This is a genomic window from Pirellulales bacterium (assembly GCA_019636335.1).
Classification (GTDB): Bacteria; Planctomycetota; Planctomycetia; order Pirellulales; family JAEUIK01; genus JAHBXR01.
The window spans coordinates 254,622-274,626 of sequence record JAHBXR010000005.1 but is presented as its reverse complement, the minus strand read 5'-3'; the positions used below and the strand labels follow the sequence as shown (position 1 = coordinate 274,626).

The 20,005-nt window shown below is 63.0% G+C and carries 15 protein-coding genes and 1 pseudogene; 8 read left to right on the top strand and 8 right to left on the bottom strand.

The window, feature by feature from the left end:
- Window positions 1-732 (top strand): hypothetical protein (locus tag KF708_07690; protein MBX3412553.1); only part of this gene is annotated, 732 nt, incomplete at its 5' end.
- Window positions 725-1,918: a GIY-YIG nuclease family protein gene (locus KF708_07685; protein ID MBX3412552.1), complete on the top strand. Its 1,194-nt coding sequence runs from the start codon at window positions 725-727 to the stop codon at window positions 1,916-1,918. The genes KF708_07690 and KF708_07685, both read left to right, overlap by 8 nt.
- A gap of 553 nt (window positions 1,919-2,471) precedes the next feature.
- Here the strand turns inward: KF708_07685 and KF708_07680 are convergent.
- Together KF708_07680 and KF708_07675 are read right to left on the bottom strand one after the other, a co-directional pair.
- Complete coding sequence (locus KF708_07680; GenBank protein MBX3412551.1) at window positions 2,472-3,932, bottom strand: radical SAM protein; 1,461 nt, start codon at window positions 3,930-3,932, stop codon at window positions 2,472-2,474.
- A gap of 69 nt (window positions 3,933-4,001) precedes the next feature.
- A complete protein-coding gene (locus KF708_07675) occupies window positions 4,002-5,324 on the bottom strand; it encodes a glycosyltransferase (protein ID MBX3412550.1) in 1,323 nt (440 codons plus the stop codon).
- Window positions 5,325-5,530: 206 nt separating this feature from the next.
- On the opposite strand from KF708_07675, the gene KF708_07670 reads away from it, so the two are divergent.
- Together KF708_07670 and KF708_07665 are read left to right on the top strand one after the other, a co-directional pair.
- The gene (locus tag KF708_07670) at window positions 5,531-8,632 is read left to right on the top strand and encodes a HEAT repeat domain-containing protein (GenBank protein MBX3412549.1); all 3,102 of its coding nucleotides are present in this window, start codon (window positions 5,531-5,533) and stop codon (window positions 8,630-8,632) included.
- Between the two features lie 296 nt (window positions 8,633-8,928).
- Window positions 8,929-9,607, top strand: a pseudogene (locus KF708_07665) (hypothetical protein).
- Window positions 9,608-9,677: 70 nt separating this feature from the next.
- On the opposite strand, the gene KF708_07660 reads toward KF708_07665, so the two are convergent.
- Both KF708_07660 and KF708_07655 read right to left on the bottom strand, forming a co-directional pair.
- On the bottom strand, window positions 9,678-10,010 hold the full coding sequence (locus KF708_07660; GenBank protein MBX3412548.1) for a hypothetical protein: 333 nt from the start codon (window positions 10,008-10,010) through the stop codon (window positions 9,678-9,680).
- 23 nt (window positions 10,011-10,033) lie between these two features.
- On the bottom strand, window positions 10,034-10,273 hold the full coding sequence (locus KF708_07655) for a hypothetical protein (GenBank protein ID MBX3412547.1): 240 nt from the start codon (window positions 10,271-10,273) through the stop codon (window positions 10,034-10,036).
- 193 nt (window positions 10,274-10,466) lie between these two features.
- On the opposite strand from KF708_07655, the gene guaB reads away from it, so the two are divergent.
- Both guaB and KF708_07645 read left to right on the top strand, forming a co-directional pair.
- Window positions 10,467-11,945: an IMP dehydrogenase gene (gene guaB, locus KF708_07650; protein ID MBX3412546.1), complete on the top strand. Its 1,479-nt coding sequence runs from the start codon at window positions 10,467-10,469 to the stop codon at window positions 11,943-11,945.
- The gene (locus tag KF708_07645; GenBank protein MBX3412545.1) at window positions 11,923-13,077 is read left to right on the top strand and encodes a hypothetical protein; all 1,155 of its coding nucleotides are present in this window, start codon (window positions 11,923-11,925) and stop codon (window positions 13,075-13,077) included. Before guaB ends, KF708_07645 begins: the two co-directional genes overlap by 23 nt.
- Before the next feature lie 144 nt (window positions 13,078-13,221).
- On the opposite strand, the gene KF708_07640 is transcribed toward KF708_07645, so the two are convergent.
- Window positions 13,222-13,458, bottom strand: a complete 237-nt coding sequence (locus tag KF708_07640) for a zinc ribbon domain-containing protein (GenBank protein MBX3412544.1) — start codon at window positions 13,456-13,458, stop codon at window positions 13,222-13,224.
- A 306-nt stretch (window positions 13,459-13,764) separates the two neighbouring features.
- Window positions 13,765-15,120 (bottom strand): TlpA family protein disulfide reductase, encoded by a 1,356-nt coding sequence (locus KF708_07635; GenBank protein MBX3412543.1) that lies wholly within the window; start codon window positions 15,118-15,120, stop codon window positions 13,765-13,767.
- 281 nt (window positions 15,121-15,401) lie between these two features.
- On the opposite strand from KF708_07635, the gene KF708_07630 reads away from it, so the two are divergent.
- On the top strand, window positions 15,402-16,730 hold the full coding sequence (locus tag KF708_07630) for a hypothetical protein (protein MBX3412542.1): 1,329 nt from the start codon (window positions 15,402-15,404) through the stop codon (window positions 16,728-16,730).
- A gap of 87 nt (window positions 16,731-16,817) precedes the next feature.
- Window positions 16,818-18,173, top strand: coding sequence for an amidase (locus KF708_07625; protein MBX3412541.1), 1,356 nt, complete (start codon window positions 16,818-16,820; stop codon window positions 18,171-18,173).
- Window positions 18,174-18,345: 172 nt separating this feature from the next.
- On the opposite strand, the gene KF708_07620 is transcribed toward KF708_07625, so the two are convergent.
- Both KF708_07620 and nth read right to left on the bottom strand, forming a co-directional pair.
- Window positions 18,346-18,924 carry a dCTP deaminase gene (locus KF708_07620; protein MBX3412540.1) on the bottom strand — a complete coding sequence of 193 codons (579 nt, stop codon included), beginning with the start codon at window positions 18,922-18,924 and terminating at the stop codon, window positions 18,346-18,348.
- Window positions 18,925-19,022: 98 nt separating this feature from the next.
- Window positions 19,023-19,685: an endonuclease III gene (gene nth, locus KF708_07615; GenBank protein ID MBX3412539.1), complete on the bottom strand. Its 663-nt coding sequence runs from the start codon at window positions 19,683-19,685 to the stop codon at window positions 19,023-19,025.
- Window positions 19,686-20,005 lie beyond the last annotated feature (320 nt).

Genomic DNA, 20,005 nt, shown 5'->3' with positions numbered 1-20,005 from the left:
AACGCCGCCACGCCTGGCCTGGACTACGGCGACGGCGGATATGACCCGGACCGGTGCAATGTGGGTGTCGATCGCCAGACCGGGTTGATTCAGTTGGAGATCAAGGGGCTGGCCGCGCCGAAGGGTCCGGAGGCGGAACGCATCTGCCGCGAGGATTTGACCGAGTTGGTCACGGCCTTCGTGCAGGATCGGCAAACGATCGAGCGAGGAATGTTCGACGACGAGCTGGCCCCCGAGGAATTGACGCAGGTGCGCATGGGCAAGATCGTCAAGGAAAAATTCCCCAACCTCGACGACGAGGACCAGGAAGCGGTTCGGCAGCACGCCGTCGCCGCGCTGAACCTGATGCAGCAGGCCAAGAAACTGCTCGACGCGGCCAACGGAGAAGAAGTAAAGAACACGTCGTTCATCGATGGCGTGCGCAAGTTTGCCTTATCGGTGCGCGAACTCGACATCGACCTGATCGACCGGATCAATCCCTTCAGCGAAGCGTACGCCATTCTGGCCAAGTCGATGGGGGAAGAACGCCTCAAGCAGGTGGCGGCGGTGATCGCGGCCAAGCGCGCCAGCATGACGCTGGACGAGGCTCGCGAGCTGGCAAAGCGCGCCTTGCGATTCAAGTCGGAGCGAGGAAGACTGCCATCGCTGACTGCCGTGGACGCGTGGGAGAAGCGCATGGCGGAGGGGATCGCCTTCTTGCAGCGAGCAGCGAGGGACGAGCGCCATGGCTGAACGCGTCACGGACGAAGATCTAGACCTGCTGGGAGAGCTGGGCGTGGACACCGCGCCCGTCGCCAAGGGCGGTCGTACTGCGCGAGAGCAGCGCATCATTGCGGGGTTCGAGGACATTCTGAGGTTCGTCGAGGAACACGGACGTGCCCCACAGCATGGCGAGAACCGCGATATCTTCGAGCGGCTCTACGCGGTAAGGCTGGATCGAATTCGGGAATCGGCCGAGTGCCGCGAAGTGTTGAAGGACATCGATACGCGCGGACTGCTGGACACCACCGCGCACCGCGGTTCCACCACGGGCGAAGCGGAATCCACGGACGAGGAATTGCTGGCTGCACTGGGAGCGGAAGACTCGCCAGAAAACGACGTGACAAAGCTGGTGCATGTGCGCTCGCGCGAGGATATCCGCGTTGCGGAGGAAATCGCGAAGCGCACCGCATGCGAAGACTTCGACCAGTTCGCGCCAATCTTCGACCAGGTGCAGCGCGATCTAAAGACAGGCCAGCGGAAAACCTTGAAATACAAAGAGTACGCCGACTTTACAAAGGGGGACTTGTTCATCCTGGATGGTCAGAAGGTGCTGGTGGCCGAGTTGGGCGACGAATTCGTCAGTGACTACGGTCGCCCGGACCGCAGGCTTCGTGTCGTCTATGACAACGGCACGGAGAGCGATCTGCTGCTGCGATCGCTCCAGCGCGCGCTGTACAAGGACAAAGCGAGCCGCCGCATCACCGAGCCACGCGCGGAACCGCTCTTCTCGGATCTCGAGGACGAGGATGACCTGGCGACGGGGCACATCTATGTGCTGAGGAGCAAATCGGAGCATCCCTTTGTCGCCGAGCACAGGACGGTTTTGCACAAAATCGGCGTCACCGGCGGCAGTGTGAAGGGCCGCGTCGCCAACGCGAAAAAGGATCCGACATTTCTCTTGGCCGATGTGGAGGTCGTGGCGACGTTCAAGCTGGCGAACGTCAACCGGAAAGCGCTCGAAGCGCTGCTGCAAAGGTTCTTCGGCAGCGCTCGACTGGACCTGGAGTTGAAGGACCGCTTCGGCTCGCAAGTCGAGCCGAAAGAGTGGTTTCTCGTGCCGCTCCCCGTGATCGACGAGGCGATTCAAAAAATCAAGGATGGCACGATCGGTGACTTCCGGTATGACCCGGAATCGGCACGCCTCACTCCAGGGTAATACCGTTCGAATCGATTAGTCGCTCACGTTTCAGGTGGGAATCGAGCGGTCCAGGCACATCCTCACGGACACTTTTTGAAGTTGCGCTATTCGATCTGGGGGTGGCGACTCGCGGAAATCCGCAGGCAAGCACCGCGGCCGAAAACGAACCTCGCCCCCCACCCCGCAAGCCAGTAAAGTAGAACAGAAGCTTCCACGACTGGTCGCAACTCTTCGCGTCCTTGGCGCCTTCGCGTTAAAAAACCCCGGCGAGACAGCCAAGCGGTGCGCGAACCGCGCACCAGAAAATCACCATCCGTAGCGTCATCAAGACCCCACGCACCCATCCTGCTGCCACAGCGCAACCGCCAAGCACCGCAGAACATACGACGGAGTCCACCCGCGCAGCATCACCGACGGGTGCGCGTGGTGCGCAAACCAACGCAAAATCCCGCGAATTCGGCCCACGGACAGCCACGAGCCAAGAGATGAGCCAGTATGCCTGTTGCGCATGACGACAAACCCTAACCACCAGCCCCCTGCCCACAAACCCCTGACCACTGACCACTGACCACTAATGCTCGTGATTGCAGGCATGCTCGTTCGTGTTGACAACCGGTAGGCTGGCCGTCGGCTTCGACGCGCCGGCGTGCGGCTTCGGCGGCGAGTTGTGCGGCCCTTCCGCGTCGGTCGCGACGGCCTTCAGGCCGATGCCGAATCGTTGCAGCAGCGGCCAGATCAGGTGCGCGTTCTGGAACAGATACGGCCAGCGGAAGTAGTAGCTCGTGAAGCACTTGGCGTGCAATTCCGAGACTTGCTGCGGCGTGAGCTGCTGATACTTCATCACCGGCGTGTAGACCGAGTACTTCGTAAAGTCGAAGTCGGCGATCTCGTGCTTCACCTGCTCGAAAAATTCCGTGCCAGGGTACGGCGTCACGACGTTGAAGTTGGCATAGGTCGGGCAGACCGCCTTCGCATAGCGCAGCACGGCGCGAATCGAGCTGGGCGTGTCCTCGGGAAACCCGATCATGAAGCCGGCCACCGTGCGAATGCCCAGCCCCCGGCACAACTCGACGAACTCGCGCTGCTTGTCGTCCTTGATCGGGGCACGCTTGTACTGCTTCAACGTGGTCTCGTTCGGCGTCTCGATGCCGACTGTGATGCTCACCAGCCCCACGCTGCGCAGCATCTTGAGCGTCTCAGGACGCAATAGATCGATCCGGCTTTCGATCGAGAACTGAATCTTGCGCGGCAGCCGGCCAATGTGCTCGGCCAGCTCCAGGGCCCGCTTGCGATCCAATCCGAACAACGGATCGCGGAACTTGAACGAGCGGAAGCCATATTTTTCGATGCCGACGCGCATCTCTTCCGCGATCAAAGCCGGGCTGCGGAAACGCGTCGTGTTCTCGACGATGATATAGGGGCAATAGTTGCACTTGAACGTGCAGCCGCGGCTCTGCTGCACGAGCCCGGTCGGATACTTCCAGAAATCGTACGCGATGCGGAACTTGCGGTAATCGAACAGCGACCAGTCCGGGAACGGCAGCGTGTCGAGGTCGCGCACGCTGCCCACGTCGACGGTCGGCTGATCCGAGGCCAGCACCTCGTCGAGCTTCCACTGCAGTTGTTCCGCCTCGCCCCGGATGACGGTGACGTTCTTCATCCCGGCGAAGGCCTCGGGCAGCGTATAGCCCACGAGCCCGATCACGAATACCCGTGCGTGCGGGTTGCGCGAGATCACCTCGGCCATCGTGGCCCGTTCGAGCGCCAGCGTGATGAGCGAGGGATTGAAGACGTACAGGTCCGCCCCCGAGGGGATCTCATCGAGCGCGTACTCGACCGTGTGGCCCAGGTTCTTCAGGATCGCGCCGAGATAGGCAAAGTTCAATGCGACCGGGCGATAGTCGCGTTTGTAACCCCAGCGAATGACGCGTCCGCGCATGCCGCCGCCGCCGGGGTACTGCCCCACGCCAAAGCCGCCGGCAAAATCCTTCGAGACGTCGAGTTTGCGTGTGTCCCAGAGAACGACGTGCATCGTGGACTCCTTCGCGCTTGCTGGAATGTGATTTGGCTGGCGAGACGTTCGCCCCCCGCACAAGGCGAACTAGCGCCGGCGGGCCGAACGACTCCGCTGGTTCTTGCGCTCTCCGGCGCCACGTGGGAAATGGGGAGGCCGCGGAGCCTGCCGCTCGACATGCGTCGCGTCGGCCGTCTCGCGCTCGACCAGGCGAATCTGACCGCCGCGCCGAATCTGGTATCGATTGCCGCGCCACGTCACGGTGTCGTTCCACAGCGAACCGAGCAGGCAGCCCCAGTTCGCCAGCGAAAAGAGTGGCCAGGCCAGAAAGTCGCTACGACGCGACGAGGCCAACCGATCGGTCTGCGCCGACAGGCACAGGACGGCCAGTCGCTGCCGATAGGCCGCGCGGACGAAACCCAACACGCACAGGGCCACGAGCGCCGCGATCTGGCCAGAGCACCACAGGCTGCGATGTCCGACCAGATAAAGGACCATTGCCACAATTCCGCTCGCTCCGACAAGCTTGGCCAGGCTGATACCAACGGTCGAAATCGCCCACCGCGATGGCGCATAGAAACGGCCGATGGTGTACTGACGCCTGGCGAATTCGCTGGCGCTGGCGGGCGTCGTCTCCAAGGGAGACGCCACCATGCAGCGCGGCTCGAAATTCACCTGCTTGCCCGCGCGGTACAGGATCTCGCTGGCGACGAGATCGTCGCTCAACGTTCCCTGCCAGGCATCGCGCAGCTTGATTTCCTCAAACGTCTCGCGGCGAATCGCCCACGATCCGCCCCAAACCATGTTAATTCGCTTGCCGCCGAGCATGGCAGCCACCGCGCCATTGGCCGCCGTCAGGGCATGCTCGGCCCAACTATCCTGAGCCGGAATGAACCAGCGGTAACCGGACGACGCTCCCACCTCGGGGCGATCGAGACGCTCGACCAGTTGCCGCAGCCAACCGCTTGCCGGTCGGGCATCGGAATCGACGAAGGCAAGAACTTCGACCTCGGCCGGAAGATGCTCGGTGGCGACGCGCAGGTTATGGACTTTCTGCCCGCTGTCGGTGGCCAGGCCTGCGACGACCAGTCGCGCGGCGCGGCGCGGATGCCTGGCGATCAGGCGACGAATCGCAGCCACGGCCGAATCGGCTTCGCTCTCGACGACGAGCAGCAGTTCGTAGTTCGAGTAGTCTTGCGTGAAGAGGGGCGCGAGATTGCGTTCGAGCTCGAATTCGAGACCCTTGCAGGGCGCAATGAGTGCCACGCGGCGCCCCGCGTCGTGCGCAGGGGGCAAGCGGAGACGGCTGCGCACGAAGCGCAGGTTTTCGTGAATCTGCCAGAGCACGAGCAGCGTCTGGACCACGGCCCAGGCCGCCAGTGCGGTAGCCACCATTTCGACATACGACATCGGCCGCCTGCACCCTCCTTGATGCGCGCGGTATCGGCCCTCGGCATCGGGGCCTGGAAATGCGAGGCGGGAGAATAGCCGTGCCTTCTCAGGGGGTCAAGGTCGGCCAGGGAAGGGAGTGAACTTGACGAATCCTTGAAGCTCGTGGAGGCCCCTTCTAGACTGGAACCCACCCCCCTGCCCTATTCCCGCCAGGATTCGCCCGCATGTTTCGATTGCCCCCTTTGTCTGCGTGGAAACCGCGCGCCGCGTGCGCTGCTGCCTTGATTTCAGGCGTCGTCTGGTTGCTAGCTGCGGCGTCGATTGCCCAGGCCGAGGTCGAGCTCGTCGCCTCGACCGATCCGCTGACAGCACAGCAGCAACAGGCAAAATTTCACCTGCCCCCGGGTTTCGAGATTCAGCTCGTGGCCGCCGAGCCCGAGATTCGCAAGCCGATCAACTTGAACTTCGATGCCCAGGGGCGGCTCTACGCCACCGAATCGGTCGAATACCCCTTTCCGGCCAAGGATGGCGCCCCACACCGCGACGTGATCAAGATCTTCGATCGCCTGGGACCCGACGGCCGAGCCGGCTCGGTGACCACGTTTGCCGAAGAACTCAACATTCCGATTGGCGTGCTGCCCGTGAAGGGAGGCGTGCTCGCCTACAGCATTCCCAACATTTCGTTCTTTCCCGATGCCAACGGCGATGACCGTGCGGACGAGCGCCGACCCTACTACGGGACCTTCGGCTTCGTCGATACGCACGGCATGGGCAGTTCCTTCCGTCGCTGGATCGATGGTTGGATCTATGGCTGTCACGGCTTCGCGAACAACTCCGAGATCGCCGGCGCCGATGGCCAGCCGGTCGTCATGCACTCGGGCAACACCTACCGCTTGCGCGAAGATGGCTCGCACATCGAGTACTTCACGCACGGACAGGTGAATCCGTTCGGGCTGGCGTTCGATCCACTGGGCAATATGTACTCGTCCGATTGCCACACGCTGCCTGTCTACATGCTGCTACGCGGCGCGTGGTACCCCAGCTTTGGCAAACCACACGATGGGCTGGGCTTTGGTCCGGAGATGATCGGACATCTGCACAACTCGACGGGAATCGCGGGGGTCGTCTATTACACGGCCGATCATTTTCCGCCCGAGTTCCGCGATACGATCCTGATCGGCAATCCGGTGACCGGACGCATCAACCACGACCGGCTCGAACAGCACGGTTCGACCTACAAGGCCGTCGAGTTGCCCGACTTCATCTCGTGCGATGACCCCTGGTTCCGTCCGGTCGATCTGCAAATGGGGCCCGACGGAGCGCTCTACATCGCCGATTTCTACAACCGCATCATTGGCCACTACGAGGTGCCCATCACGCACCCGGGACGCGATCGCGAGCGAGGTCGCATCTGGCGCGTGGTCTACAAGGGAGAACAAGGGAATGTGCCTGCGCCGCGAGCCATGCCCAACTTGAAGCAAATCGCCGCGGCGGAGCCGCTCGTCGCCCTGCTGGCCGATGAGAATCTCACGGTCCGTACGCTGGCCACGAACGAACTGGCCGATCGCTGGACGGAGTTGGCGCCTGCCGACCTCGTGCTCAAGACCGTCGTCGAAAGCAAGAACGCACCCCAGCGTGCCCACGCCCTCTGGCTGCTCGAACGACAGGGACTGCTCGACGATGCCCTGGTCGAGCGACTGGCCGGGGATGAAGATCGGCTGGTGCGCGTGCATTTGCTGCGGGCCTTGGCCGAGCGACCGGAATGGTCGTCGGCGCCGCTCGATATTCGCGCCTTGGTCGTGGCCAGGTTGCAAGACGATGATCCCTTTGCGCGACGCGTCGCGGCCGATGCCTTGGATCGCCATCCCCGTGCCGATCAGTTGGCTCCCTTGCTCGAACTGTGGCGCGCGACGCCGGGCGACGACACGCATCTCGTACACGTCGTGCGCATGGCGCTGCGCGACCATCTGCTGCAAGAGGGTATGTATGCCGAGGCCGAGAAGCTCGCCGCGGCCACCCCCGACAACGACACGAAGCTGGCCGACGTGAGCCTGGGCGTACACAACGCTCAGTCCGCGGCGTTTTTGACTGACCACCTGGCGCGCACCAATCCCACCACGGCGCAAGTCGAGCTTTACCTCCATCACGTGCTCCGGTTTGCCGACGACGACCGGCTGGCCGAGGCGTTCCAATTGGCCGAGCGCTTCCGGGAGCGCAGTCCGGCCGAACAGTTCGAGATCGTGCGCGCGGTTCAGCGGGCCACGCAAGAACGCGCGCTGATGCTGCCAGCGAACGTCAGCGAGTGGGGCGTGCAACTGGCGGGCGAGCTCTACACGACCGGCGAGCACGATCGCGTGCGCGATTGTCTCGACTTGGCGCGCGAGATGCGACTCACTTCGTCGCGCGAGGCCGTGCTGGCCGTGCTGGCCGCGAATTCGACCTTTGCCGACCTGCGCCCCGCCGCCATGGAGGCCCTGGTGGCGATCGACGCACCCGGATCGGTCGCCGTGCTGGCGGGCATGGTGGGCGATCCAGCCGATGCCATGGAAATGCGCCAGCGTGCCGCCGAGGTCCTGGCCAATCTGAACAGCGAGGAGACCCGTGCCCTATTGGTCGCGGCGCTCGCAACCGCGCCGGAACGGCTCGCCGCGCGAATCGCCGCTGGCCTGGCGGGGAGCGCTCTCGGCGCCGAAGAATTGCTGGCGGCGGTGGCGGCGGGCAAGGCCTCGCCCCGCGTGCTCCGCGAACGGGACGTCGACGCGCGACTGCACGCCTCGAAGATCGAGAACCTCGCCGCGCGGCTCGCCGAGTTGACTGCCGACCTTCCTGCCGACGATGAACGCATCGTGCAACTCATCGCGGCACGCCGACAAGGCTACGAGACCGCTCCGGGAGATATTGAACGTGGCCGCGCGGTCTTCACCAAGATCTGCGCCGGCTGCCACCGCATCGGCGGAGCGGGCGCCAAGATCGGGCCCGAGCTCGACGGCATCGGTCAGCGCGGCGTGGAGCGTTTGCTCGAAGACGTGCTCGATCCCAGTCGCAACGTCGATCAGGCCTTCCGCAGCACGCAGATCGCGACGACGGGTGGGCAAGTCTTGTCCGGACTCGTGCTGCGCGAGGAAGGCAGCGTGCTGGTGCTGGCAGACAACCAAGGCAAGGAGGTCCGCGTGCCGCTCGACGAGATCGACGAGCGCGAGGTGTCGAAGCTTTCGCCCATGCCGGCCAACGTCCCCGACCTGGTCACCGAGGCGGAGTTTTACGACTTGCTGAGCTTCCTGCTCTCGAACCGCGTGCAGCCCGAGCCAACGGCCACGAAGCCGTGAGTCTGCGAAGCAGGACGCCTCGTGGCCGGAATGCAAGATCCTCGGACTGGGGCGACGTGCGAATATCGAGGCGTTCTCTATGGCTGCTCGACCATGCTGCACCCGTCGATGCACGTGCGCGCGGTGACGTCGGTACATCCACGCTGGCGAGCGGTGTAAAAACCGGCAAGACTCCGCTCCAACTTTGCCGCCACGTTCGCATCCGAGAAATTCAATTCAACTTGGCGTTTCACACGCGACGGTGCGGCAGAGGTAGAAATGGCCAACCAAAGGAGAACCATTTGATTCGCTTCAGAATACACACGAGCGCATTTTCCAGCTTCGTTGCCCTTGGAATCGCCGTCGTGCTGAGCACGACGGCGATTGGCGATCAGTTGGCGTTTCCCGGTGCCGAAGGTTTCGGTCGCTTTGCTCGCGGCGGTCGTGGCGGCGATGTCTATCACGTGACGACGCTGGCCGACGCCGGACTCGGCTCGTTACGCCACGGCATCGAAAGCGCGCAGGGGCCTCGCACGATCGTGTTCGATCTGTCAGGTACGATCGAACTGAAGAAGCCGCTGGTCGAAAGGAAACTATCTGAAAACATCCTTGGCAGAAATCCGCGCGGAGCACGAGTTCGACGTCGGCGAGGCGCGCCCCGCGACCGATTCCGCGGAAATCGCCTACGAGCGCGTGCTGCGGAACGCGGGCGCCGATCATCCTCGCGATAGCGTCGATCGGCGGCTCGTCGAGGGAGTGCGAGCCGGCACGCATCGCATGATCGACTCGCAACGAGAGGTCGGCGGCTGGCCACCGCTCGCCAGCCTGCCTCCACCACCAGATACCGATGGCGACGGAATGCCTGACGCCTGGGAAAAGGCACACCATCTCGATCCCGAGGCAGCCGCCGACGGCGCGGCCGATCGCGACCGCGACGGCTATACGAACCTTGAAGAGTACCTCAACGGTCTTTGTTCGGGCACAGCGTTGGATTAGATACTTCCGTCGATTGCCAGCGCTTCTATCGCACTCGGATCCGCGAGGCGCTGGTCGGATCCTGGGTTTGTCAGCCAAGCAATGCGCCCAATGAGAACGCACCAAGCATCGCTGCTGCGAAAGACGAGAGTAGAACCCACCAGACACGCGGTTTCTGTTGCTTCATGTAGAACCACAGTTCTGCTACCGAAGCATCTTCGCGAGGCGGCTCGGTCTCGAACGTGAGTCGTTTGAGCGCGGCGAGAATGAAGGTGGAGGCATAGTCGCGAGCCTCGTCCTCGCTTAGCCCCGCAAGTTGGTAGCGTCTCGCGACTGCCAGGAAAGCCCCATCCAGTTCACTACGCAGCAGAATGATCGACGGAATATCGTCTGGCCCGAGTGGGTTCTTCGATTGTTGCCCCATCCAGTACGCTGTCCCTCTCGCAATTAGGACGCGCTCGTCGCGCCTTGTTCGTAATCGATTGCCGTATTGAGATCGCTGGCACCGTCGCGGAGAAATGCGTTCAACGCTTCGCGAATATCGTCGGGCAAAACGGTCGGTGAACCGTCAGTCCGGGGTCGTCGCTCAGCCGCCAATCGAGCATGGTTCATGACCCAATGTTCAACATGGACTCCGATGGCGATGACCAGTCGTTTTGCTTCTGGATCGATTTGAGTCGTCAGCACGGACCGTCCCTCCCTGGAAGTTGTCTTGCCGAGTCCTAGCACGGGGACATTATCAATGAACGCGTACCCCTCGAATAGACCGATTACAGACCGAAATCCCCCGCTCCACCCTGCCGGTTGCCCCCGTTTGCCAATCTCTTCCCAGCGCGCCATAATCCGGGATTCCCAATTGGCCGCCAGAGAGGGCTGTGCGATGGTTGACAAGATTGCCTACCAAGGGGTCACTTTCGACGACGTGTTGCTGGCCCCTCGTGCCAGCGATGTCGTGCCGGCTGATGTCAATGTCAGCACCATGCTGACCAAACGCATCCGTCTCAATGTGCCGCTGCTCAGCTCACCCATGGACACGGTCACCGAGCACGAGATGGCCATCGCCTTGGCTCAGGCGGGCGGTCTGGGCGTGATCCACAAGAACATGTCGATCGAACGCCAGACCGAGGAAGTCGATAAGGTCAAACGGAGCGCCAACGGCATCATCTTCGATCCCGTCACGCTCCCCCCCGATACGACGATCGCCCAGGCCCGCGAGCTGATGGAGCGGAAGAACGTCTCGGGCGTCCCCATCACCGAGCAGGGACGCCTGGTGGGCATTCTCACCCGCCGCGATCTGCGGTTTCTCGAAGACAACAGCCTCAAAGTCTCCCAGGTCATGACCCGCGACAGCCTCGTGACGGCTACGGGGACCGTGACACTTGAGGAAGCTGAAAAGATTTTGATGGCAAATAAGGTCGAGAAACTTCTATTGGTGGACGAAAACTACAGACTGACCGGGCTTATTACGATTAAGGACATCGACAAGATGCGACGCTTCCCGAATGCCTGTCAAGACAGGCAAGGGAGGTTGCGTGTCGGGGCTGCGGTAGGTGTCCACGAATACGAGAGAGTGGAAAGCCTGATCGCCAAGGATGTCGATGTGGTGGTGGTCGATAGTGCCCACGGCCACTCGAAGAACGTCCTGGAAACCGTTCGCGAGATCAAGCAACGTTGGGACATCGACGTGGTGGCGGGCAACGTCGCCACGCGGGAGGGTGCAAGCGACCTCATTCGAGCAGGAGCCGACGCGGTGAAGGTGGGGATCGGGCCCGGCTCGATCTGCACCACGCGGATTATTTCCGGCGTGGGTGTGCCCCAAATCACGGCCATCTGGAACGCGGCCAAAGCGGCCGCCGACAGTGGCACGCCGATCATCGCCGACGGCGGCATCCGCTACTCGGGAGACATCACCAAGGCGATCGCCGCGGGTGCGCACTCGATCATGATTGGCGGCTTGTTCGCCGGTCTGGCCGAGAGTCCGGGCGAGATGATCCTGTACCAGGGTCGCACGTTCAAGGTGTACCGCGGCATGGGCTCTTTGGGCGCCATGGTGCAGGGCTCCAGCGAACGTTATCGCCAGGGGAACGCCGAACGCGGATCCGAAAAGCTCGTGCCCGAGGGGGTTGAAGGACGTGTGCCGTTCAAGGGTCAACTCGGACCGTTCGTCTACCAGTTGGTAGGTGGTTTGCGGGCCGGGATGGGCTACTGCGGCGCTCACTCGATCGAAGAACTGCGAACGGAATCGCAATTCATACAAGTCTCGGCTGCCAGTGTCCGGGAGAGTCATCCCCATGACATCGCCATTACGCAGGAAGCACCAAACTACAGCACGCAGTATGTGTCCGGAGAGGGCGCATAACGCCGCGTGCGCGCTCGCGCCCACGCGCGGGACGAGCAAGCCCACCGCCACGTGGTTGTGGCGTGCGGCGGGACGCGGGCTTCCGACCGCCCTGTTGCTCCTCTCGATGGCAGCGCCGTCGCTGGCCGATGTCCGCGACACCGCCACCGGTGGCCGGCGCTTCACGCGCCCTGTGCCCAGGCAGACGGTCACCGATCGCTCGGCCAGCAACGACGAGTTGGCACGCGAAATCGATCGACAACTGACCGAATCGGCCAAGCCCCTCACGAGCGTCGCCGCGAAAGAATCCGCTCCGCGGGCGCAGCAGTCGAAGCTCAAGTGGCGTCCCAGCCGCGCGGCTGCCGAGGTCGAGACCACCGCGACGGAGAATGCCGCGCAGCCCCCCATCCAAGACTCGGCCGTTCAGCCGGCTGCCTTCGAGGCCCCACGCAAAGCCAACAAGACCAAGCCCGGGGCCGATCCCTTCCGCGATTCCGCGGTGCAACAGGCCGATTTCACGGCGAATGCCGTCGAGCTGTTTCTCGAGCAGCCCACCGATGCCGAAGACGAGCCGAGGCCGGCCGCTCGGGCTCAACCGGCCATTCCCTCGATCGATGATGTTCCGACCGATCTGCTGCCGACCGACGACGTGATGCAAACGCCGCCGCCGATCGAGCGCGAATTGGCCGACCGCCGCAAGGAATATGACGAGCCTTGCCCCAAACCGGACGAGCTCAAGCGGATCGGCGATATCACCAACAACATCACGCCCGAGGCGGGCGAGTTCCCGCGCGAGTGCGGCCTGGGCGACTCGATCTTCGAGCCGCGTGCCTGGCCGCTGACGACCTTCACCTGGAAGGCGTCGGCCCTGTGTCACAAGCCACTGTACTTTGAAGAAATGGCGCTCGAGCGTTACGGTCACTCGACGGGCCCCCTCACGCAGCCCTTCGTCTCCGGTGCGCACTTCTTCGTGACGCTCCCCATCCTGCCTTACCTGATGGGCGTGGAGCCGCCGTGTGAGTGCATCTACGACCTGGGCTACTACCGCCCCGGCAGTTGTGCGCCCTACATGATCTATCCCATTCCCATCAGCCTGCGAGGCGCCGTCCTCGAAGCGGGTGCCTGGGTTGGCGGCGTGTTCCTGATTCCGTAAGAATCGGGCACGGTCAAAGAACTCGACAAATTCAAAAAGGCACAGGCAGTCTTGCCTGTGCCTTTTGAGTTGAAATGTCATCAACTCGAATGGTGGAGTGCCTAGGCCGGTTGCCTATGCCACTCAAGCCCGAGCGTTGACGGCTCAACCGTCGAACTGGCAGCCCCCCATGCCGCATTGCGGCAGCCCGCAGTTGCCGCCGCGCGGCAGCGGTTCGCACACCGGCAGGCTCGACGAGCTCGACGTGTGCGCGGCGGGTACGCTGAAACGCTTGGTCAGCTTCACGCTGCCGCAATCAGGGCAAACGGGCTTCTCGCTGCCTCGCACGAGCGTCTCGAAATCGACTCGGCACTTCTCGCAGGTGTATTCGTAGATGGGCATGGTGAATTGCTGCTTGAGCCTTGTTCCCAGGAATCGATCGGAGATGGTCTGGAACCCTATGCCTGTATTCTAGCAGGCTGCTGAAAAAGGTCCGTCGTGGCCTTTTTCAACCTCGCGAAGTGCGGAGTTGAACTCCGCACCGCTCGCAAAAGAACGACTTCCGTCGCTATTTTGTGATCGCATCCAGGCGATCCTAGCAGGCTGCTGACTTTTTCAGCAGCCTGATAGCCAATCGCTCGGCCACGGTCGGAGGGAACTTCGCGGGGGCTTCTCGTCGCGGACCAAACCGGCACGAGGCACTGCGGTCTAGTTGTTGCGCTTTACGGCCCGCTGCACCTCGGCATCTAGTTCCTTCAGGCCCGCCTCGCGATCCACCTCGTAATGCCCGACGTGGTACTCGAGGATTTTGCCCTCGCTGTCGATCAGCACGAACAACGGCAATTCGGCGCCGGCGGTGCGGGGATCTCCGAATTGGCGAATCAACGCGCCGCCGTCGAGCAGGATCGGATAGCTCAGGTTCATGAACTGCTTCAATTTGCGCACGCCGCGAATTGCCTCCCCTCGGTACTGCGGATCGTCGAGGCGGCTGTCGACCGCCACGCCATACACCGCCAGTCCGTTCGACTTGTGGCGTTCCTGCAGGAACTCGAGGTAGCCCACCTGTCCGTATGGCTCTTTGAGGGGCGCATCTCGGTACTCCCAGAAGTGCAACAGGGTGAGCTTGCCCCGCATGTCCTGCGAGTAGGCACGTGTGCGATCGAGCCCACCGACCTGGAAATCCTCGACCGGCTGGCCTTCGAATTTCTCGACGAGCTGCTCGACGCTGACGGCCCGTTCGTCCTGTCGGGCGACGTCGCGACCGGCTCCCTCGGCGAGTCTTTGCAGGCGCGTGGTCGCCGCGGCCATTTGCACGCCGGGCAAACGCTCGGCGAGGATTTTGCGATCGGACTCGCTCCACGCGGCCGTCTGTGTCCGTGCGGGTCGATTGAGTGCCTGACGAAGTTCGAGCAACGCGTCGAACGCACGGCGCTCGGCGTCAAAACGTTCGACCGGCAGTTGCTCGACGTTGACCAGCTTGAACGACAATTCGTACTCGGTTCCCATGCCCATAAAAACGCGTTCGGCGATCGCGGTGACAAGCGGGCTACTCTTCGACAAGGCCAATCGACGTTTGGTGCCGTAGGCGTTGTTGACCTGCACGTTCCAGATGGCGCGCCCGTCCAGTTCCGCTTCCTCAACAAAGGTGTAAGTGAGCTTGTCGGCCGTCCAGTTCGCATCGGCCATCGCGGCCACCGGTGGACGCAAGAGGGGCACGATCAGGGGAATCACCGCCACGTCCTCGTCGAGTTCGTAGAGCAACGACGGAGCGCGGTCGTCGGCCTCGCGACCGTATGCATCCGCCGTGACGCGGCCACAGCGCTCGATCCAGGGCCAGCCCCCGCGCCCCGCTTCGTCGATCAACCAATAGACGTCGTGCGACTGGTCGTTTTTCTCGGCGACGAGCAGCGTCAAATCGAACTGCTTCTCGGGGGGCGTTTCGCCTTCCGTCGACCGCTGTCGCACCTGCCCACGATACGCGAGCACGGTGCCTGGCGCGATTTCATCCACGGGCGCCGCGGCAAAGAGCGCGATACTTAACAAGGTCAGGGCTGGAATGGGCATGGGCCTTCGGCTCCTGGCGAATTTTCAAGGGCCCCTCCCTGGCAAAGCGGAGGACGGATGTTGCGCGGCTCTCACCTGGGGGTGACGAGGTTCCCATTCTACTCGGCCCAACGTCGCGGGCGAGTGGCGCCCATCGATTCAGGCCGGCTTTGCAGCGTGCGGCTCTCTGCCCGGCGGAGAAAGTTTGGCAAACGAACGATGGCCGAAATAGAATCGGTCGGCATAGGTCAGCGCGTGGTCAGGGGGGGAATGAATCTCCGAGGGTTCCCAGGAGAAACGCGATGCGTTCCGCAAGGCTGTTGGCGTGTCTGTTCGGATGGTTGCTGCTGGCACTTTCCACCCCTGCCTCGACGGATGAAGTGACGTTCTGTCGCGACATCGCACCGATCCTGTGGACGCATTGCGTCGAATGTCATCGCCCTGGCCAGGTCGCTCCCTTTTCCCTCACCACCTACCAAGACGCGGCCAAACGCGCCGCGCACCTGGTCGACGTGACCCAATCGCGTCGCATGCCTCCCTGGAAGGTCGATCCGTCGATCCGCCATTTCTTGGGCGAGCGGCGTCTCAGCAAAGCGGAGCTCGATCTTCTCGAGCGATGGGCGAAAGCCGATACTCCGGAGGGTTCGCCCGCAGATCTTCCCCCACTGCCGAGTTTCCACGATGGCTGGCAACTCGGCGAGCCCGATCTCGTGCTCGAAATGCCCGAGGAGTTCGAGATTCCACCCGATGGCGAGAACCTTTTTCGCTGGTTTGCGATTCCGGTGAACCTGCCCGACGACCGCATGGTCTCGGCCGTCGAGTTCCAGCCGGGAAATCCGCAGATCGTACACCATAGTTTGATCTTCTTCGACGTTACAGGAGCGGCCACGCGACTCGATGCACGCGATCCCCAGCCCGGCTATGAGAGCTTTGGTGGGCCAGGCTTTCTGCCAGCGGGCTTCCTGGGAAGCTGGTCACCCGGTTACTCGGCCCGATTCCTGCCCGAACAGTCCGGCATCTGGCTGCCGCGGCAGGCGGTGGTGGCGCTGCAGATGCACTATTCTCCCACCGGCAAGACGGAGCGCGATCGTTCGCGCATCGGACTCCATCTGGCCGAACGGGGTACGGCGATTCATCCGGTCACGACGCTGCCGGTGATGAACAACTCGTTTGAGATCCCCGCCGGCGACGCCGCCTACGCGGTGCATGCGTCGTTCGTCTTGCCGGTCGATGGCACCGTGATCGGTCTGAATCCACACATGCACTACCTGGGCAAGAAGATGCGTGTGACCGCGATTGCTCCCGACGGGAACGTCGTGCCGTTGATTGCGATCGACGATTGGGATTTCAACTGGCAGGACAAGTACCAACTGCGCGAAGGCATTCCACTGCCGAAAGGGACGTCGCTCGAAGTCGAAGCGATCTACGACAACTCGGCCGATAACCCTGTCAACCCGCACTCTCCCCCCGAGATCGTAAAGTACGGTCAAAAGAGCACCGATGAGATGTGCCTGGCAGGCGTGCAGGTCGTGCTCGAGAGCCGTCGAGAGCTGGCCGAGGTAGCCGGCGCGCTCATTCGAGCCTATCTTACCAAGCGAGACGGCAAGCCATTTATCAGTCCCTTCGAGTAGCAGGCGACCAGGTCCTGCCGCAAACTTTTGCGGCAGTGCATCGGGAGGAGCTTGGTGAGTTCAGCGGCGAATGAGGCATCCCTTCCCGTGGTTGCCGGAAAAAGCGACCTGCTGAGTGCGGCTCGAGCCCTGCGCGCCGGGCGAACCAGTCCCCTGGAATTGGTCGAGCAATCGCTCGAGCGGATCGCGGCACTCGAAGATCGGCTTCAGGCGTGGGTCTCCGTCGATACGATCGGCGCCCGGGCTGCCGCCCTGGCCCTCGGTCAAGAGTCTCTGCGCGGCGCATGGCGTGGCCCGTTGCATGGCATTCCGCTGGGCATCAAGGATATCGTCGACGTGGCTGGCTGGCCCACCCAGGCTGGCTCGCCGCTACGAGCCAGCCATCTGGCCGCGCACGATGCCACGATCGTTGACCGCCTGCGGAGCGCGGGGGCGATCATCCTGGGCAAGACCGTCACGACCGAGTTCGCCAGCTTCGACCCGCCGCCGACGCGAAATCCCTGGAACCTCGAGCACACGCCAGGGGGCTCGAGCAGCGGTTCGGCGGCCGCCGTGGCGGTCGAGGCCTGTGCCGCCGCGATCGGTTCGCAGACGGGGGGCTCCATCACACGGCCCGCTTCGTTTTGCGGCGTGGCGGGGCTCAAGCCGACGATCGGCCGCGTCAGCGTGCATGGCATCGTGCCCCTTAGTTTCCATCTGGACCATCCCGGCCCGATCGCGCGGCACGTGGCCGATTTGGCGCTCGTGCTGCAAGTGATTGCCGGCCCCGATCCGCTCGACCCGCTTTGCAGCGAATTGCCGACGGACGACTACCTCGCGGGCCTCGCCCATCCGCGGGCACCCCGCATCGGTCTGCTCGAAGGCTTCTTTCTCGACGTCTGCGGTCGGGCGATCCACGAGGGAACGCTCGATGCGTTCGAGCGTTTCCGAGCGGCGGGGGCACAGGTACAGCGGCTGAGCCTGCCGGAGAGCTTTGTAGAAGTCATCCTCATGCACCGCCGGATCATGGCCGTCGAGGCCGCGGAGACGCACCACAAGCTCTACCCCGCGCATCGCGGGCAATTCGGGCCGCACATCGCGGCGCTCATCGAAGAGGGGCTGGCCACGAGCGCCGGCGACTACACCGCCGCGCTGCGCCATCGGCATTTGTTCCAATCGCAACTCAAGCCGCTGCTGGCTGAAGTTGACGTGCTGCTCACGCCCGCCACAGTCACGACGGCGCCGGGGATCGACACCACGGGCGACCCTCGCTTCAACGCCCCCTGGAGTTTTGCCGGCCTGCCGACCGTGTCGCTGCCGACCGAGCTCGATGATCGAGGACTGCCGCTGGGGGTCCAGCTCACCGGGCGCGCCTTTCAAGAGGCGAATCTGCTTGCCGCCGCCGCATGGTGCGAGCAGGTGATCGGCTTTCCGCACGTGCCGCAACTGCTGCGAAACCTGTGAGCTACAGGATCAATCGGGCCGATCTGACGTTGTGCCTGTGGCATAACGACCACGCGCAGCTCAGCCATTGCGGCCTAACTTATGCGTGGCGCGGATTTCCGCATCGACCTCGGCGAATGGTCGCCCGAGACCTTGAGCTGCTTCTCGGCAAGCAAGGGGAGGAAGCCGTGCCTCATTTGTGCGACAGCTCGATGCCGAACTCGAGCTTCATTTGCCGGTCCTGCTCGCTCGAGGGATTGAGCTCTTTGAAGAGCAGGCTCGGTTGGATGTCGCGATTGTGCTGGTATTTGTCGCTCGAGTAGCCCGTGAAGCTGCCACTGATGCCGTGGTAGAAGATCTGGCAGATCGGCACGCCGGAATAGATGCGGATCGGCTGCACGGCGAACATCTCGAGCGTCCAGTAGCCGCAGAAGCCGACGTCGCCGAAGCCGGCCGTGACGTGGACGAACAGGCCCAGGCGGCCCACCGACGAGCGCCCCTCGATCATCGGCACATGCGTGTGGGTTTCGGTGCGCTCGACCGTCCGCCCCAGGTAGAGTTGGTTCGGGCTGAGCACGAGCCCCTCGGGCGGAATCTCGAGACGCCGCACCCGATTCGGCTTCCGCATGTCGAGGACGACCTCTTCGTAGGTCATCAACTCGTTGTGCAGCGTGAGATTGTAGCTGTTCGGATTGAGATTCGCTTCGTCGAACGGATCGATGATGATATTCGAGCCGAGTTGCCGGCGGATTTCGTGCCCGGAGAGAATCATCGCGGCAACATCCTGTTCGAGGAAGGAATTCTGTCCTGGATCGCCGGACGAAAGGACCAGCGCCGCCGAAACGATCATCCCGCACGCCCGCCCCGCCGTCAACGAGGTGGCGGCTCTTTCACCCCCACGCGAGGACACCACTTGAGCAGGTGGCAGGCCTCGCACTTGGGCTTGCGGGCGATGCAGACCTTGCGACCGTGCTGGATCAGTCGGTGCGAGAAGGCGATCCACTCCTTTTTCGGCAGTTGCGCGATCAGGGCTTGCTCGATCTTCACCGCATCGGTGGCGGTGGTCATGCCCAGCCGCTGGGTGATGCGCCCCACGTGGGTATCGACCACCACGCCCGAGGGGATGTCGAAGGCGGTGCCCAGCACGACATTCGCCGTCTTGCGCCCCACGCCGGGCAGCTTGACCAGCGCGTCGAGATCCTGCGGTACCTGCCCCCGATGATTGGCGACGAGTTGCTGGCAGCATCCCTGAATGCTCTTCGCCTTGTTGCGAAAGAAACCGGTGCTTTGGATCGCTTTTTCCAGGTCGGCGATCGGCGCCTTGGCCAGCGCCGCCGCCGTGGGGTACTTCTTGAACAAGGCCGGCGTGACCAGGTTCACCCGCTCGTCGGTGCATTGTGCCGAGAGAATCGTCGCGATCAGCAACTGCAATGGATTCTTGAAATTGAGCGAGCAGGTAGCGTCGGGATAATCGCGTGCCAACTGACGCACGATATGCGCGACACGCCCCTTTTCTGCGGTCGATGCCGTCATCCGCGCTACTCTTCGTGCGAGGTGCGTAACCTGTGCAAAACTTGTCGATTGTGCGACGTGAGTCGACAATTCTCAGAAGGCGAACGGCGCCTGTCAAGCAGTGGGTCGCACGCCCTACCGACCCGCGAATGTCGTGTCGAGCGTCTGGCAGCAGGACCATCGTCGCGGTAAAATCCCTTCCCCGACCTCGCCAGGGATCACGGCTGTTCCCGCCTCTTTGACGGCGATTCGGGTCAGGTTCGCTTGGACGAGCACTCTCGCTCGCCTCACACGGAAGTGTGGCAGCCACGCACAGGAAAAATGGTTACGGTTGCGCGCGT

Excerpts from the sequence above, each read along its gene's own strand:
- KF708_07685 (MBX3412552.1), top strand. The coding sequence starts at position 725 with ATGGCTGAACGCGTCACGGACGAAGATCTAGACCTGCTGGGAGAGCTG.
- KF708_07680 (MBX3412551.1), bottom strand. The coding sequence starts at position 3,932 with ATGCACGTCGTTCTCTGGGACACACGCAAACTCGACGTCTCGAAGGAT.
- KF708_07675 (MBX3412550.1), bottom strand. The coding sequence starts at position 5,324 with ATGTCGTATGTCGAAATGGTGGCTACCGCACTGGCGGCCTGGGCCGTG.
- KF708_07670 (MBX3412549.1), top strand. The coding sequence starts at position 5,531 with ATGTTTCGATTGCCCCCTTTGTCTGCGTGGAAACCGCGCGCCGCGTGC.
- KF708_07660 (MBX3412548.1), bottom strand. The coding sequence starts at position 10,010 with ATGGGGCAACAATCGAAGAACCCACTCGGGCCAGACGATATTCCGTCG.
- guaB (MBX3412546.1), top strand. The coding sequence starts at position 10,467 with ATGGTTGACAAGATTGCCTACCAAGGGGTCACTTTCGACGACGTGTTG.
- KF708_07645 (MBX3412545.1), top strand. The coding sequence starts at position 11,923 with ATGTGTCCGGAGAGGGCGCATAACGCCGCGTGCGCGCTCGCGCCCACG.
- KF708_07640 (MBX3412544.1), bottom strand. The coding sequence starts at position 13,458 with ATGCCCATCTACGAATACACCTGCGAGAAGTGCCGAGTCGATTTCGAG.
- KF708_07635 (MBX3412543.1), bottom strand. The coding sequence starts at position 15,120 with ATGCCCATTCCAGCCCTGACCTTGTTAAGTATCGCGCTCTTTGCCGCG.
- KF708_07630 (MBX3412542.1), top strand. The coding sequence starts at position 15,402 with ATGCGTTCCGCAAGGCTGTTGGCGTGTCTGTTCGGATGGTTGCTGCTG.
- KF708_07620 (MBX3412540.1), bottom strand. The coding sequence starts at position 18,924 with ATGATTCTCTCCGGGCACGAAATCCGCCGGCAACTCGGCTCGAATATC.
- nth (MBX3412539.1), bottom strand. The coding sequence starts at position 19,685 with ATGACGGCATCGACCGCAGAAAAGGGGCGTGTCGCGCATATCGTGCGT.